Origin of the sequence: Massilia phyllostachyos, from assembly GCF_021044825.1 — a bacterium.
GTDB classification, from domain to species: Bacteria; Pseudomonadota; Gammaproteobacteria; order Burkholderiales; family Burkholderiaceae_D; genus Telluria; species Telluria phyllostachyos.
In genome coordinates this window covers 269285-283735 of the sequence record NZ_JAJNOC010000003.1, presented here as the reverse complement: position 1 = coordinate 283735, position 14451 = coordinate 269285, and the positions used below count along the sequence as shown (strand labels likewise).

The 14451-nt window shown below is 65.2% G+C and carries 14 protein-coding genes; 8 read left to right on the top strand and 6 right to left on the bottom strand.

All coding sequences use genetic code 11. From position 1 onward, the window contains the following. Window positions 1-64 precede the first annotated feature (64 nt). Complete coding sequence (locus tag LQ564_RS12215) at window positions 65-988, top strand: AraC family transcriptional regulator (RefSeq protein WP_231058365.1); 924 nt, start codon at window positions 65-67, stop codon at window positions 986-988. A 100-nt stretch (window positions 989-1088) separates the two neighbouring features. Here LQ564_RS12215 and LQ564_RS12210 read toward each other — a convergent pair whose 3' ends face one another. The 3 genes from LQ564_RS12210 to LQ564_RS12200 are packed head-to-tail and all read right to left on the bottom strand — an operon-like array spanning window position 1089 to window position 5955. Continuing rightward, the gene (locus tag LQ564_RS12210) at window positions 1089-1505 is read right to left on the bottom strand and encodes a gamma-butyrobetaine hydroxylase family protein (protein WP_231058364.1); all 417 of its coding nucleotides are present in this window, start codon (window positions 1503-1505) and stop codon (window positions 1089-1091) included. A gap of 11 nt (window positions 1506-1516) precedes the next feature. Next, a complete protein-coding gene (locus tag LQ564_RS12205) occupies window positions 1517-1951 on the bottom strand; it encodes an HIT family protein (RefSeq protein WP_231058363.1) in 435 nt (144 codons plus the stop codon). Next, the gene (locus LQ564_RS12200) at window positions 1948-5955 is read right to left on the bottom strand and encodes a DUF3683 domain-containing protein (protein ID WP_231058362.1); all 4008 of its coding nucleotides are present in this window, start codon (window positions 5953-5955) and stop codon (window positions 1948-1950) included. Before LQ564_RS12200 ends, LQ564_RS12205 begins: the two co-directional genes overlap by 4 nt. Window positions 5956-6227: 272 nt before the next feature. Between LQ564_RS12200 and LQ564_RS12195 the strand changes: the two genes are divergently transcribed. Continuing rightward, window positions 6228-6770, top strand: a complete 543-nt coding sequence (locus tag LQ564_RS12195; protein WP_231058361.1) for a DinB family protein — start codon at window positions 6228-6230, stop codon at window positions 6768-6770. On the opposite strand, the gene LQ564_RS12190 is transcribed toward LQ564_RS12195, so the two are convergent. Both LQ564_RS12190 and LQ564_RS12185 read right to left on the bottom strand, forming a co-directional pair. Continuing rightward, window positions 6727-7062, bottom strand: a complete 336-nt coding sequence (locus tag LQ564_RS12190) for a hypothetical protein (RefSeq protein WP_231058360.1) — start codon at window positions 7060-7062, stop codon at window positions 6727-6729. The genes LQ564_RS12195 and LQ564_RS12190 overlap by 44 nt on opposite strands. 33 nt (window positions 7063-7095) lie before the next feature. Further along, complete coding sequence (locus LQ564_RS12185; protein ID WP_231058359.1) at window positions 7096-7824, bottom strand: hypothetical protein; 729 nt, start codon at window positions 7822-7824, stop codon at window positions 7096-7098. A gap of 185 nt (window positions 7825-8009) precedes the next feature. On the opposite strand from LQ564_RS12185, the gene LQ564_RS12180 reads away from it, so the two are divergent. Then, complete coding sequence (locus LQ564_RS12180) at window positions 8010-8339, top strand: hypothetical protein (protein ID WP_231058358.1); 330 nt, start codon at window positions 8010-8012, stop codon at window positions 8337-8339. Between the two features lies 1 nt (window position 8340). Here LQ564_RS12180 and LQ564_RS12175 read toward each other — a convergent pair whose 3' ends face one another. Further along, window positions 8341-8844, bottom strand: coding sequence for a YqaA family protein (locus tag LQ564_RS12175; protein ID WP_231058357.1), 504 nt, complete (start codon window positions 8842-8844; stop codon window positions 8341-8343). 212 nt (window positions 8845-9056) lie between these two features. On the opposite strand from LQ564_RS12175, the gene ilvA reads away from it, so the two are divergent. From ilvA to rapZ, 5 genes are all read left to right on the top strand, one after another. Then, entirely contained in the window at window positions 9057-10595 is a 1539-nt protein-coding gene (gene ilvA / locus LQ564_RS12170) for a threonine ammonia-lyase, biosynthetic (RefSeq protein ID WP_231058356.1), read from the top strand. A 186-nt stretch (window positions 10596-10781) separates the two neighbouring features. Next, a complete protein-coding gene (gene queF, locus LQ564_RS12165; protein ID WP_231058355.1) occupies window positions 10782-11615 on the top strand; it encodes an NADPH-dependent 7-cyano-7-deazaguanine reductase QueF in 834 nt (277 codons plus the stop codon). 322 nt (window positions 11616-11937) lie between these two features. Further along, window positions 11938-12420, top strand: coding sequence for a PTS sugar transporter subunit IIA (locus LQ564_RS12160; RefSeq protein WP_231058354.1), 483 nt, complete (start codon window positions 11938-11940; stop codon window positions 12418-12420). Window positions 12421-12462: 42 nt separating this feature from the next. Next, window positions 12463-13398 (top strand): HPr(Ser) kinase/phosphatase, encoded by a 936-nt coding sequence (gene hprK, locus LQ564_RS12155; RefSeq protein ID WP_231058353.1) that lies wholly within the window; start codon window positions 12463-12465, stop codon window positions 13396-13398. A gap of 36 nt (window positions 13399-13434) precedes the next feature. After that, the gene (rapZ, locus tag LQ564_RS12150; protein WP_231058352.1) at window positions 13435-14313 is read left to right on the top strand and encodes an RNase adapter RapZ; all 879 of its coding nucleotides are present in this window, start codon (window positions 13435-13437) and stop codon (window positions 14311-14313) included. Window positions 14314-14451 lie beyond the last annotated feature (138 nt).

Sequence of the window (14451 nt, the reverse complement as noted above, 5' to 3'; positions counted from 1 at the left end):
AGGCATGCTATTCTCGCTAAACACGGCGTTCCGGCCGAAATCACGCGTTTTCTAGCCTAATTCTATGAATGACAGAAAACGGACCATTGAACTGCTGGCAGGCCTGGCCCCGCGTGAGGGCTACAACCTGACCGGCCTTCCTGGCGTCCGCTTGTTGCGCTCCAACCGCCCTTTGCAGCGAACACCTGTTCTGTACGCCCCCGGCATCGTCATCGTGTGCCAGGGCAGCAAGCAAGGCTATTTCGGCGGTGAGATCTATCGCTACGACGCCCAACATTACCTGGCCGTAGCGGTGCCAGTGCCTTTCACGATGGAGACCATGGCCAGCGAGGCTGAACCCTTGCTGGCCATCTACCTGCACCTGGATGTCAAGCTGGCGGCGGACCTGATGCTGGAAATCGCGCAGCACGACTTCCCCGCCAAGGCGGCTGCGCGCAGCATGTGGTCGACACCCATGAACGAGGCGCTGGCGGCGACCGTGCTGCGGCTCGTCCAGGCACTGAGCAGCCCGGCGGAAACCGCCATCCTTAGCCCCGGCCTGCTACGCGAGCTCTATTACCGCGCGCTCACGGGAGAACAAGGCGCCGCCATCCGCGCAGCGCTCGCACAGCGCGGCAAGTCGGGCCGGATCGTCAAGGCACTGCGATGCATTCATACCGCATATCGCGAGAACTTGAGCGTGGAACAGCTAGCCGCCGAGGCCGGCATGAGCGTACCGACCTTTTACAGCCACTTCCGTACCGTCACCGGCACTTCGCCCATGCAATACCTGAAATCGACGCGCTTGCACCAGGCACGTCTGTTGATGGTGCGTAACGACAAGCCCGCTGCAGTTGCCGCCGCAGAGGTCGGCTACGAAAGCGCCTCGCAGTTCGGCCGCGAATTCAAGCGCATGTTCGGGCGGACGCCGGCACTGGAGGCGAAGCGCATGAAATCGACCTTCGCGTTTCCACCGCACGCAAACACCGAATTCGTTTCCTCGCATTAAATAAATTGGCGATCGACACCGTAGATTCCGGGTCAATGTACGGCCATGCTGCACTCGGCCGTATCCGGTACAACGCTTGTCGAATCCGGATCGGACGTTTTCAGTGCGATTGCCCGCAGCCACCGCGCTTGGGCGCCCCCGGCAATGCGACGCCCGGCTCGCGCCCGCTGTCACCCGCAAAACCAGCCGCATGCAGCCGCTCGAGATACTGCCGCCACAGCGATTCCTGCTCGCTGCCCAGCTTGTGCAGGTAATCCCAGGTGAAGATCCCGCTCGCATGGCCGTCGTCGAACAGCGGCTTGATCGCGTAGTTCCCGACCGGCTCCACGCCCGTGATGCCGACCTCGCGCTTGCCCACCTGGAGCACTTCCTGTCCGGGGCCGTGGCCTTTCACTTCGGCCGACGGCGAGTACACGCGCATCAGCTCGAACGGGATCGAAAAGCTGCTGCCGTCGTCAAAAGCGATGTCCAGCAGGCGCGATTTCTGGCGCACGGCGATCTCGGTTGGATTGGGCATGAAAGCTCCTCTTATTGGAATTGTTCGAAACGGCGGACGATCGCATCCGCCAGTGCGGGCAGCAATGCGCGGCGTACAGCCAGCACGGCTTCGTCAGTTTGACGGCTGGCAGCAGCCCACACCGGCGCCGGGAAATGCGCATCGTCCGCATAACGCGGAATCACATGCCAGTGCAGATGCGGCACCACATTACCGAGGCTGGCCACATTGACCTTCAGCGGCGCCATCACCTCGCGCACCGCCAGCTCCAGCTCATACACGGCGTCGTTGAGCAGCAGCCGGTCGGCCGCCGCCAGGTCGCTCATCTCGCGCACGTGCTCGCGCCAGATCACGCGGCAAAAGCCGGGATAGGCCGCATCGTCGACCACGATGACGGCGAACTTCTCGCCCCGCCACGCAACCGGCATCGCCAGTTCGCACAGTTCGCATCCCGCCTGCCGCGTCATACCAGCACCCGCTCGATGCCGCCGTTGTTGGCGCGCTGGACGTAGTCCGGCATCCAGTTCTCGCCCAGCAGGTGGCGCGCGATCTCGACCACGATGTAGTCGGCGGTGGTGCCGGCGTCATGGTTGTAGCGCGACAGGCCCTGCAGGCAGGACGGGCAGCTGGTCAGGATCTTGACGTTGCCGTCGAAGCCGTCCTCGCGCAGCTTGTCGGCGCCCTTCTCCATCTCGCCCTGCTTGCGCGAACGGACCTGGGTCGCGATGTCCGGACGGCTCACGGCGAAGGTGCCGGACTCGCCGCAGCAGCGGTCGTTCTTCTCGATCTTCACGTTATCGAACGTGGAGACCAGCGAATTCACGGTCTTGAGCGAATCCTGCATCTTCATCGGCGTGTGGCAGGGGTCGTGGTACATGTAGCGGGTGCCGGACACGCCTTCGAGCTTCACGCCTTTTTCGAGCAGGTACTCGTGGATGTCCATGATGCGGCAGCCCGGGAAGATCTTCTCGAACTCGTAGGTCGACAACTGGTCGTAGCAGGTGCCGCACGAGACCAGCACCGTCTTGATGTCGAGGTAGTTCAGCGTGTTGGCCATGCGGTGGAACAGCACGCGGTTATCCGTCATCATCTTGTCGGCCTTGTCGTACTGGCCAGCTCCCCGTTGGGGGTATCCGCAGCACAAATAGCCCGGCGGCAGCACGGTCTGCACGCCGACCTCCCACAGCATCGCCTGCGTGGCCAGGCCGACCTGCGAGAACAGGCGCTCGGAGCCACAGCCCGGGAAGTAGAACACGGCCTCGGTGTCGGCGTTGGTCTTCTTCGGATTGCGGATGATCGGGATGACCTTGTCGTCCTCGATGTCGAGCAGGGCGCGCGCCGTCTTCTTCGGCAGGTTGCCCGGCATTTTCTTGTTGATGAAGTGGATCACCTGCTCGGTTACCTTCGCCTTGCCGGTGGTCGGCGGCGGCGCGTCGACCTGCGGCTTGGCCAGGCCGCGCAGCATCTGGTTGCCCAGGCGCTGGGCCTTGTAGCCGAGGTCCACCATCACCTTGCGGGTGGCGTTGATGGTGGTCGGGTCGGTCGCGTTCAGGAAGAACATCGCCGCGCGGTTGGCCGGCTTGAAGCTGCGCTTGTCCATCTTGCGCAGCAGGTTACGCATATTCATCGAGACGTCGCCGAAGTCGATGTTGACCGGGCACGGCGTCACGCATTTGTGGCACACGGTGCAGTGGTCGGACACGTCCTCGAATTCTTCCCAGTGCCGGATCGAGACGCCGCGGCGGGTCTGCTCTTCGTACAGGAAGGCTTCGATCAGGGCCGACGTCGACAGGATCTTGTCGCGCGGCGAGTACAGCAGGTTCGACTGCGGCACGTGCGTGGTGCAGACCGGCTTGCACTTCCCGCAGCGCAGGCAGTCCTTGATGCTGTTGGCGATCTCGCCGATGTCGCTCTGCTGCATGATCAGCGACTCGTGTCCCATCAGGCCGAACGATGGCGTGTAGGCGTTGGTGAGGTCGGCCGACACCGCCGTCGTGTTCAGCAGCTTGCCCTTGTTGAAGCGGCCTTCCGGATCGACGCGGTTCTTGTACTCGCGGAATTCGCGGATCTCTTCGTCGGTCAGGAACTCGAGCTTGGTGATGCCGATGCCATGCTCGCCCGAGATCACGCCGTCCAGCGAGCGGGCCAGCCGCATGATGCGCTCGACCGCCTTGTGCGCGTCCTGCAGCATCGCGTAGTCGTCCGAGTTCACCGGCAGGTTGGTGTGGACGTTGCCGTCGCCCGCGTGCATGTGCAGGGCCACGAACACGCGCGAACGCAGGATCCGTTTGTGGATCGCGGTGGATTCGTCGAGGATGCATTTGTAGGCGGCGCCGTTGAAGATCTGGCGCAGCGGCGCGCGCAGGTCTGCTTTCCACGAGATGCGGATGGTGTGGTCCTGCACCACGTCGAACAGCAAGGCGTCCGGCTGCGCGCCGATGCGGCCATCGAGCGTGGCCGACAGGCCGTCCAGGCCCAGCTCATCGAGCTTGCCGCGCACATCGCGCAGGGGCGCGTCGAGATTCGCCAGGATGAAGCCCCAGCGCGCCCGCACCTGCTCCACCAGCGCCACCGCCTGCTGCGGACGGTCGCCCAGGATCTCGGCGCGGTCGACCGTGTCGCCGCTGGCGTCGTCGCTCTTCTCGATCGGCAGGTGTTCGTTCGCCAGGTACTCGTGCAGGGCGTCGGCCAGCTGCAGCTTGTTCTTGATCGACAGCTCGACGTTGATGCGCTCGATGCCATCGGTGTATTCGCCCATGCGGTTCAGGGGAATCACCACGTCTTCGTTGATCTTGAAGGCGTTGGTATGGCGCGCGATCGCCGCGGTGCGGGCGCGGTCGAGCCAGAATTTCTTGCGCGCTTCCGGGCTGACGGCGACGAAGCCTTCGCCGACGCGGGTGTTCGCCAGGCGCACCACTTCCGAGGCCGCGATGGCGACCGCGTTCTCGTCGTCGCCGACGATGTCGCCGAACAGCGCCATTTTAGGGAGCACGCCGCGCTTGGATTTCGTCGCGTAGCCGACCGCGCGCAGGTAGCGCTCGTCCAGGTGTTCCAGGCCGGCCAGGCGCAGGGTGGCAAAGGCCGGGTCGCCGTTTTTGGGGAGGCTGTCGAGGTAATCCTTGATCTCGACGATCGACGGGATCGCATCGCGCGCCTGGCCGAAGAATTCGAGCGCCACGGTGCGGGTGAACTTCGGCATCTTGTGCAGGATCCAGCGCGCCGAGGTGATCAATCCGTCGGTGCCCTCTTTCTGGATGCCCGGCAGGCCGGCCAGGAATTTGTCGGTGACGTCCTTGCCCAGGCCTTCCTTGCGGAAGCGCCGGCCTTCGATGGAAAGCGTCTCGGTGCGGAACGGCGCATTCTTCGCCGCGCCGCGCGGGCTCGGGTGGGTCCATTCGAGCTGGAAGGTGGCCACCGGCGCGTCGTGGATCTTGGACAGATTGTGGTCCATGCGCGTGACTTCCAGCCAGTCGCCGTTCGGGTCGACCATGCGCCAGGAAGCCAGATTGTCGAGCGCCGTGCCCCACAGGACGGCCTTCTTGCCGCCGGCGTTCATGGCGATGTTCCCGCCGATGCAGGAGGCGTGGGCCGAGGTCGGGTCGACCGCGAACACGAAGCCGGCCTTTTCGGCGGCCTGCGAGACGCGCTGGGTCACCACGCCGGCATAGGTGTGGATGGTGGCGTAGTCGCGGTCCAGGCCCGGCAGGCGCTGCAGCTCGACCTCGCCGATGCCGATCAGTTTTTCGGTGTTGATCACGGCCGACATCGGCGTCAGCGGAATCGCGCCGCCGGTGTAGCCGGTGCCGCCGCCGCGCGGGATGATGGTCAATCCGAGTTCGATGCAGCCCTTCACCAGGCCGGCCATCTCTTCCTCGCTGTCGGGCAGCAGGACCAGGAAGGGGTATTCGACCCGCCAGTCGGTGGCGTCGGTGACGTGCGAGACGCGGTGCATGCCGTCGAAGCGGATGTTGCGCTTGTCGGTGTAGGCGCCCAGCACCTGCCTGGCGCGCTTGCGCAGGTCGTAGGTCTCGCGGAACTCGCGCGCGAAATCGTCGACCGCCTTGCGTGCCGCCGCCAACAGCTGTTCGACGGCGGCGCTGCGCTTGCTTGCGGCCTGCGGGTCGCCCTCTTCCGCGTCCACCGTGGCGCGGCGCTTGTCGACTTCGCCCAGGCGGTGGTGCAGCGCGTCGATCAGTTTCTGGCGGCGTTTCGGGTTGTCCAGCAGGTCGTCCTGCAGGTAGGGATTGCGGCGCACCACCCAGATATCGCCCAGCACCTCGTACAGCATGCGCGCCGAGCGGCCGGTCTGGCGGGCGCCGCGCAGTTCGTCCAGCAGGCGCCACGAGGATTCGCCCAGCAGGCGGATCACGATCTCGCGGTCGGAGAAGGAGGTGTAGTTATAGGGGATCTCGCGCAAACGCGCAGGGGCATTGTCGGCGAGCAGGGTATGGATGTGTGCGGGCGCGTTCATGGATGCAGGGCGTCGGTCGGACGGGTCCGAAGGAGGTTCATTCTAGCTTATTGCGTTGCACCACGCTGGGGAGCGATGCGAAAACGGCAGGGTCCGACACAAGAATATTCCGAAAGGGATGCCCCTATGCAAATTTCGTTTGCACAAACCGGCCGCCGTGCAACGTTTATTTGCACCGAAGCAAGGAATGGCATATTGCGTAAGGCAGGTGACGGCGGCGCCGTTTTCGGCGATGCTGGCGGATGCTCATCCGCTCTTGACAAGGACTTCGCTTGCCCACCTGTGACGACATCATCCTGCTCGCGCGCTACAACGCCGACATGAACCGCCGGCTGTACGCCGCCGCCGCCAGCCTGCCGCCTGACGAAGCGCGTGCCGACCGCGGCGCCTTCTTCGGCTCCCTGCTCGGCACCATGAACCACCTGCTGGCCGGCGATACGATCTGGCTGACCCGTTTCGCCGGGCATCCGTCGGCATTCGCGGCGCTGTCAGCGCTGCGCGGCGCGGCGCTGCCATCCGGCCTGCGCCACACCTTCGGCGACAGCGTGGCGGCACTGCGTCCCCAGCGGGAGCGCCTGGACGACATGATCACGGCGCTGGCGGCCGAGCTGCGCCCCGGCGACCTGGAGCAGACCTTCACCTACCGCACCATGAGCGGCCAGGCCTTCCACAAGCATTTCGGCAGCGTGCTGCTGCACCTGTTCAACCACCAGACCCATCACCGCGGCCAGGCCAGCACCCTCCTGACGCAAGCCGGGGTGGACATCGGCGTCACCGACCTGCTGGTGTGGATGCCGGAGTCGCCGCCCCCTTGAGCAGGCCCTCCAGGCGCGCGCTCGCGGCGGCGTTCATCTGCACCGAACGCAGGCAGTCGACGACCTCCGCGCGCTGCGGCTCGCGCATCGTCACGTTGCAGGTGTGAGCGAGTTCGACCAGGAAGGCGCGCTCGCCTGCCGGCAGGGTGTCGATGTTCGGCCAGACCAGGGCGAGCTGGCTGGTGGTCGATGCGGCGTGCCGGCCCAGCATGAATTTCGCGCCGAGGACGCCGAAGACCGCGAGCAGGACGAGGACGAGCAGGAGGGAAAGGAGGCTGGGTGGTTTGGACATGATGGCCCGCATCATACGCCATCGACGCGGCGCTCAGTCGCGCGCGGTGCGCCACTCCTGCGGCTTGGCCGGCGTCTCGTGCTTCGGACAGGTGGTGAACCTGATCTTGCCGTGCATTTCGATCATCTCGACGTTGGTGGTGGGCGCGCGCTCGGTGATGCAATAGGTGCCGCGCCCGGTGATCACGCGCGTGCGGCGCGCGCCGTCGCCGGTGTTGTTCACCAGTTCCTCGATCTTCGGCGTCTCCCACAGGCGCGGCGGCGCCATGGCGTGGGCGTGCTCGAGGCCCTGCCGCAGCCGGATCTGCGGACTGTCTGGCGGCGCCACGATGAGCGGACGGCTTTCCTTGCGCAGTTCGCGCGCGATGCCGCCGGCGCTGCGCCGCGCAACGTCCGCGATCGACTCGGGCGGCGCATCGAGGGCGGGCGCGGTGTCCTCGGCCACGGGTGACAGGGGCGCCAGCGCGGCATCGGGAACCGCCGGCGCGGCGGGCAGAGGCCGGCCGCCGCGGCCCGGCGAGACGGATCGCACCTGCGCCGGCGGCGCCGCCGCATCGACCGGTGCTGCGGGCGGCGGCAGGCGCAGCCACTGGATGGCGGCTTCGCCCTCCTCTTCGTCCGCCTCGGGCAGCGACCGCGCCATTTGCCAGCCGAGCACCAGCACCGCGTGCACGAGCAGCGTGAGCGCAAGTGCGCCCAGCCGACCATCTGACAGGCGCGGTGAAGAGACGGCGGGATGAAAGGTCAGGCTGGCCATGGACATGCACTGTACCGAGACCGGCTATCCCATTGTTGAGGTTTTGCTTAAGTGGCAAGACCGGGTATCGCCGCGCGATACCGCGCGTCGCGGCCCCCGCACCTCGGCCACCCAGCCGGCACCTGGCGCGACTAGCAGCGCCATACTGCACGCACGGCGATCGCGCCGCTTTCCCGAAAGGCCCCACCCGCATGGACCCGCTCACCTATTCGCTGTGCCAGAAACCCGTGATCGCACTGGCGATGTTCGTCGCCGGCGCCTGCGCTTTTCCCCCGCTGTTCCAGGACGAGCCCTTCGCCCTCCAGCAGGCGGACGCGCCCATGCGCAAGGAATTCGACGCCCCGGTCGGCAAGCCCTATTCGCTGAACCTGCATTTCCGCTTCCCGACGGCCGCCGCCAGCCTCGCCGACTTCGCACTGGCCAAGGGAAGCTACGTCCTCGAACTGCGCAGCCTGGAAAGCCAGCTTGGCCTCGACGGCGTGGAAACCACCGTGTCGCTGGTCTCCGGCGACCGGAAATAAGTCAGCCGATCAGGCGCTCGAAGAAGTCGCCCACCGTCCGCCAGAACCCGTTCGGGATGTAGAGCAGGATCGCCGTCATCGTCACATAGCGCAGGAACTTCCCGATCGCCATGTACATCACGCTGGGCCAGAACGGCAGGTGCAGCCAGCCGGCCAGGGTGCACAGCGGGTCGCCCACGCCCGGCACCCAGGACAGCAGCATGGTCTTGGCGCCGTATTTCTTGAGCCAGCCGAACCAGCGGCTCTGGCGCTCCTTGGCGAAAGCGACTTTCGCGCGGTAGCCGATGAAGTAGTCGACCGCCCCGCCCAGGGTATTGCCGAGCGTGCCGACGAAGACCGCCGGCCAGAACATGGCGGGATTGGCCTTCACCACCGCGAACACGGCCGGCTCGGAGCCGAGCGGCAGCAGGGTGGCGGAGATGAAGCTGATGATGAAGATCGAGGTCAGCCCGATGCTCGGCGCGGCGAGGAGATCCAGCAACCAGGTGACGGCGTTTTCGATCATCGGGAAACAAGCTTGAGCGCAGGCTTGAGCGGTTGTGATAATGGTCCATTATAATGAGGTTCACATTACGTAACGACACGATACGCCGAGCCCGATACCCCGGGCGCCTTATCGTTGCTGCGCGCGCCCGGCCACCCCCTGAGCGGAACAGTTTGCGTCGTCCGGACCGCCGGCCCATCCCCTGCCGGCACAGAATCACCCGATTGCCGACCATGACCACCGACTACCTCAAGAAAATCCTGACCGCCCGCGTCTACGACGTCGCCGAAGAAACCCCGCTCGACTACGCGCCCACGCTGTCGAAGCGCCTCGACAACCGCGTGTACTTCAAGCGCGAAGACATGCAGAGCGTGTTCAGCTTCAAGCTGCGCGGCGCCTACAACAAGATGGCGAATCTGTCGCCGGAAAGCCTGCGGCGCGGCGTGATCTGCGCCTCGGCCGGCAACCACGCCCAGGGCGTGGCCCTGTCGGCGGCGCGCCTGGGCTGCCGCGCCCTGGTCGTGATGCCGACCACCACCCCGCAGGTGAAGATCGACGCGGTCAAGGCGCGCGGCGGCGCGGCGGTGGAGGTCGTGCTGCACGGCGACTCCTACACCGACGCCTACAACCACGCGCTGCTGCTGGAAAAGGAACAGCGCCTGACCTTCGTCCACCCCTTCGACGACCCCGACGTGATCGCCGGCCAGGGCACCATCGGCATGGAGATCCTGCGCCAGCACTCCGGCCCGATCCACGCGATCTTTGTCGCCATCGGCGGCGGCGGCCTGGTGGCGGGCGTGGGCGCCTACGTGAAGGCGGTGCGGCCGGACATCCGGATCATCGGCGTGCAGACGCTGGATTCGGACGCGATGGCGCGCAGCCTGAAGGCCGGCGAGCGCGTGACCCTCAGCGACGTCGGCCTGTTCTCGGACGGCACCGCGGTGCGCCTGGTGGGCGAGGAGACCTTCCGCGTGGCGAAGGAAGTGGTCGACGAGATCATCATCGTCGACACCGACGCCATCTGCGCCGCGATCCAGGACGTATTCCAGGACACCCGCAGCATCCTCGAGCCGGCCGGCGCGCTGGCGGTGGCCGGCGCCAAAGCCTATGTGGAACGCTCGCAGATGGGCCGCAATCCGGTCAAGAACGAGACCCTGGTGGCGGTGGCCTGCGGCGCCAACATGAACTTCGACCGCCTGCGTTTCGTGGCCGAGCGCGCGGAGCTGGGCGAGTCGCGCGAGGCGGTGTTCGCGGTGACGATTCCGGAACAGCGCGGCAGCTTCCGCCGCTTCTCGGCGCTGGTCGGCCCGCGCAACGTCACCGAATTCAATTACCGCATCAGCGACGCGCGCGAGGCGCACATTTTCGTGGGCGTGCAGGTGGCCAGCCGCGGCGAATCGGGCCTGCTGGCGCGCACCTTCGAGGAACACGATTTCCGCACGCTGGATCTCACCTACGACGAACTGGCCAAGCTCCACATCCGCCACCTCGTCGGCGGAAAAAGCGCGCTGGCGCAGGACGAATTGCTGTATCGTTTCGAGTTTCCCGAACGGCCGGGGGCGCTGATGCGCTTCCTGGACAGCATGGCGCCGAACTGGAATATCTCCTTGTTCCACTACCGCAATCAAGGTGGAGACGTGGGGCGGATCCTGGTGGGGCTGCAGGTGCCGGCGGCGGAGATGGATGAGTTCAGGCAGTTCCTCGCCACGCTCGGTTATCGCTACTGGGATGAGAGCGCGAATCCGGTGTATAAGCTCTTCCTCGGCGCATAGGATCCGCCCGATTGCACCACTAACCTCAAGACCGTCGTACGCGCCACTGGCGCCTACGGCTTCCCGCGCAGGCGGGAACCCAATTTCTCGTACCGCAGTGTTACCCCCACCGCGAGTACGCACCGTTTATTTGAACGCGCGGTCGGCAAAGCCGACCACCCTACGCCAAAAGCGTTTTCTCTTGCTATGAACACTCCTGACCAATCCCCCCTCGGCAAATCCTCCGCCTACCAAAGCCACTACGCCCCCGACCTCCTGTTCCCGATCCCGCGCCTGCAAAAGCGCGAGGAAATCGGCCTGGGCGAAGGCAGCCGCCTTCCCTTCTTCGGCGTCGACATCTGGAACGCCTACGAGCTGTCCTGGCTGAACATGCGCGGGAAACCCCAGGTGGCGATCGCCACCATCTCGGCGCCGGCCGATTCGCCCAACATCGTCGAATCGAAGTCCTTCAAGCTCTACCTGAACTCCTTCAACCAGACCAAACTGGCCGGCACCGACGCGCTGGTCGAACTGCTGCGCCAGGACCTGTCCGCCGCCTTCGGCGCCCCGGTCCACGTGACCATCACCACGCCCGACGCCTTCGGCAGCCTGAAAATGGGCGAGCTCGACGGCACGCTGCTGGACCGCCTCGACGTCGAGATCGACAACTACGCCCCCTCGCCCGAGCTGCTGAGTGCGAACCATGACGAAGCGCCGGTCGAGGAAACCCTGGTCTCGCACCTGCTGAAATCGAACTGCCTGGTCACCGGCCAGCCCGACTGGGGCACGGTGCAGATCCGCTACGTCGGCCCGCAGATCGACCAGGAAGGCTTGCTGAAATACCTGATCGGCTTCCGCGAGCACAACGAGTTCCACGAGCAGTGTGTCGAGCGCATCTTCATGGACGTGCTGCGCCAGTGCAAGCCGACCAAGCTGGCGGTCTACGCCCGCTATACCCGCCGCGGCGGCCTGGACATCAACCCCTGGCGCGCCAACTTCAGCACCGGCATGCCGGGCAACTTGCGAACAGCGCGTCAATAATGTGCGTTTTCGGCCACAGGCCTCATGCGGTTCAGTTAGAAGGACAGCATGAAAACGCGCTGCTGAATTTTCAGGCAGAATGCATCGAAAAGTCGGCCTGAAGCGCTGGCGACACCCGTTTGCGAACCTTTCTCCAGAATTTCGATTAGGAAATTGCGTTCCGTGCTCGGAGGGAATTTGTATCAAAAGCATACGGTTTCGCCGAGTTGGCCCCATCTGGTCTACTGTATAAGCGTACAGATGCGAAATCGAATGCCGCGCCCTGGAAACAGGCCTATAATTCCGCCTCGCAAGCAGCTACCCTGTGCCACGCACACTAGTCATGACGAACCTTAGCAAAATCCTCTCGCTCGAAAACGTCCAGCTGGACCTCGAAGTCTCCAGCAAGAAACGCGCCTTCGAGCAGGCCGGCCTGATCTTCGAAAACAACTGCGGTATTGCACGTTCGACCGTGTCGGACAATCTGTTCGCGCGCGAGCGCCTCGGCTCCACCGGCCTGGGCCACGGCGTGGCCGTGCCGCATGGCCGGATCAAGGGCTCGAAAAGCCTGAAGTCGCCGCTGGCCGCCTTCGTGCGCCTGGTCGAGCCGATTCCTTTCGAGTCGCCGGATGGCCAGCCGGTCAGCCTGCTGTTCTTCCTGCTGATCCCGGACCACGTCACCCAGCAGCACCTCGAGATCCTGTCGGAAATCGCCGAGCTGTTCTCGGACGAAGCAATCCGCACGGCCCTGGCCACCGACCCGGACCCGAAATCCGTCCACGAGCGCATCATCAACTGGCAACCCAGCCTGCAAGCTTTGGGCTAAACTGTCTGCTCGGCAACCCGCCGCGGACTCCACGATATGCCCATGCTGCAAACCCCGCTGACCATCCAACGGCTGTACGACGACAACCGTGACAGCCTGCAACTCGGCTGGTTCGCGGGTTTCCCCGGCGGCGAACGCCAGATCGCCGGCGACGCCGCTTCGGCCGCCGACCAGGTCGGCCACCTGAACCTGATCCACCCGGGCCGCATCCAGGTCTTTGGCCACCAGGAACTGAATTACTACCACCGACTGAAATCGAGCTCGCGTTCTCACGTGATCGGCGAGCTGGTCGGCGGTGGCCCGCCGGCGCTGATCATCGCGCAGGGCCTGGAAACCCCGCCCGACATCCTCGCCATCTGCGACGAGCAGAACATTCCCCTGTTCTCGACCCCGCTGCCGGCGGCCCAGGTGATCGACTTCCTGCGCGTATATCTCTCGAAGAAGCTGGCGCAGCGCGTCATCATGCACGGCGTGTTCATGGACGTGCTGGGCGTGGGCGTGCTGATCACCGGCGACTCCGGCCTCGGCAAAAGCGAATTGGGCCTGGAACTGATCTCGCGCTCGCACGGCCTGGTGGCCGACGACGCGGTCGAATTCTCGCGCATCGCCCCGAACATGATCGAAGGCCGCTGTCCGCCGCTGCTGCAGAACCTGCTGGAAGTGCGCGGCCTGGGCCTGCTGGACATCAAGGCGATTTTTGGCGAGACCGCGGTGCGCCGCAAGATGCGCCTGAAACTGATCGTCCACCTGGTCAAGCGCGGTGCACTCGATGAAGAAGTCGAGCGCCTGCCCTTCCACTTCCCGACCGAGGACGTGCTGGGCCTGCCGGTCCGCAAGGTCGTGATCCCCGTGGCGGCCGGCCGCAACATCGCGGTGCTGCTCGAGGCCGCCGTGCGCAACACGATCCTGCAGCTGCGCGGCATCGACACCCTGCAGGAATTCATGGAGCGGCAGCGGCAAGCGATGAGCGGCGACTAGCGTCAGCCCCGCCCCGTTTGGGGTATCATCGCGCCCATGCACATCGTCCTCATTACCGGCATTTCCGGCTCGGGCAAATCGGTTGCCCTCAACGTCCTGGAAGACGCAGGCTACTACTGCGTCGACAACCTCCCGCCGGCCCTGCTGCCGGCCCTGGTCTACGCGGTCAACGAAAAGGGCACGGAGAAGATCGCCGTCGCCGTCGATGCGCGCAGCGCCGAGTCGCTAGTGGAGTTGCCGGTCAGCGTGCGCCACCTGAAAGAGGAAGGCCACAACGTCAAGGTGATGTTCCTGACTTCCAGCACGCACTCGCTGGTCGCGCGCTTTTCCGAGACCCGCCGCAGCCACCCGCTGTCGCACGAACTGCGTCCCGGCGAGAATCCCGCATCGCGCCGTACCCTGATCGAATGCATCGCCGAGGAACGCGAGCGCCTGTCGGCGATCGAGAACCTGGGCCATGTGATCGACACCTCCGAACTCTCCGCCAACAAGCTGCGCGCCTGGATCAAGGAGCTGGCCGACCTCAAGCACGCGCCGCTGACGCTGTTCTTCGAATCGTTCGCGTTCAAGGTGGGGGTGCCGCTGGATGCGGACTTCGTGTTCGACGTGCGGGCGATTCCGAACCCGTATTACGACCTGTCGCTGCGGCCGCTGACGGGGCGTGACCAGCCGGTGATCGATTTTCTCGATGCGCAGCCAAGTGCGGCGGACATGCTGGGGGATATCAAGGCGTTCGTGGCGAAGTGGCTGCCGTCGTTCAAGACGGATAACCGGAGTTACCTGACCGTGGCGGTGGGGTGTACGGGGGGGCAGCACCGGTCGGTGTATATGGCCGAACGTTTGGGGGCCTACTTCAGTGCGACGGAACGCGTGATCGTGCGTCACCGCGAGCAGCCGAAGCACGCGTCGATCTGATCAAAACCGCTAACCGTAAGACCGTCGTACGCGCCACTGGCGCCTACGACTTCCGGTGAAGGCCGGAACCCAATTTTGCTCGCGGATCATCAACACTTGCGTGCACAGCTAACTCGACGCAACGAACTTGGGTTCCGG

What these genes read in the sequence shown, in the direction of transcription:
- rapZ (WP_231058352.1), top strand. Translation starts at nt 13,435, where the DNA reads ATGCACATCGTCCTCATTACCGGCATTTCCGGCTCGGGCAAATCGGTT.
- LQ564_RS12190 (WP_231058360.1), bottom strand. Translation starts at nt 7,062, where the DNA reads ATGTCCAAACCACCCAGCCTCCTTTCCCTCCTGCTCGTCCTCGTCCTG.
- LQ564_RS12185 (WP_231058359.1), bottom strand. Translation starts at nt 7,824, where the DNA reads ATGTCCATGGCCAGCCTGACCTTTCATCCCGCCGTCTCTTCACCGCGC.
- LQ564_RS12175 (WP_231058357.1), bottom strand. Translation starts at nt 8,844, where the DNA reads ATGATCGAAAACGCCGTCACCTGGTTGCTGGATCTCCTCGCCGCGCCG.
- LQ564_RS12200 (WP_231058362.1), bottom strand. Translation starts at nt 5,955, where the DNA reads ATGAACGCGCCCGCACACATCCATACCCTGCTCGCCGACAATGCCCCT.
- LQ564_RS12210 (WP_231058364.1), bottom strand. Translation starts at nt 1,505, where the DNA reads ATGCCCAATCCAACCGAGATCGCCGTGCGCCAGAAATCGCGCCTGCTG.
- LQ564_RS12180 (WP_231058358.1), top strand. Translation starts at nt 8,010, where the DNA reads ATGGACCCGCTCACCTATTCGCTGTGCCAGAAACCCGTGATCGCACTG.
- hprK (WP_231058353.1), top strand. Translation starts at nt 12,463, where the DNA reads ATGCTGCAAACCCCGCTGACCATCCAACGGCTGTACGACGACAACCGT.
- queF (WP_231058355.1), top strand. Translation starts at nt 10,782, where the DNA reads ATGAACACTCCTGACCAATCCCCCCTCGGCAAATCCTCCGCCTACCAA.
- LQ564_RS12205 (WP_231058363.1), bottom strand. Translation starts at nt 1,951, where the DNA reads ATGACGCGGCAGGCGGGATGCGAACTGTGCGAACTGGCGATGCCGGTT.
- LQ564_RS12160 (WP_231058354.1), top strand. Translation starts at nt 11,938, where the DNA reads ATGACGAACCTTAGCAAAATCCTCTCGCTCGAAAACGTCCAGCTGGAC.
- ilvA (WP_231058356.1), top strand. Translation starts at nt 9,057, where the DNA reads ATGACCACCGACTACCTCAAGAAAATCCTGACCGCCCGCGTCTACGAC.
- LQ564_RS12215 (WP_231058365.1), top strand. Translation starts at nt 65, where the DNA reads ATGAATGACAGAAAACGGACCATTGAACTGCTGGCAGGCCTGGCCCCG.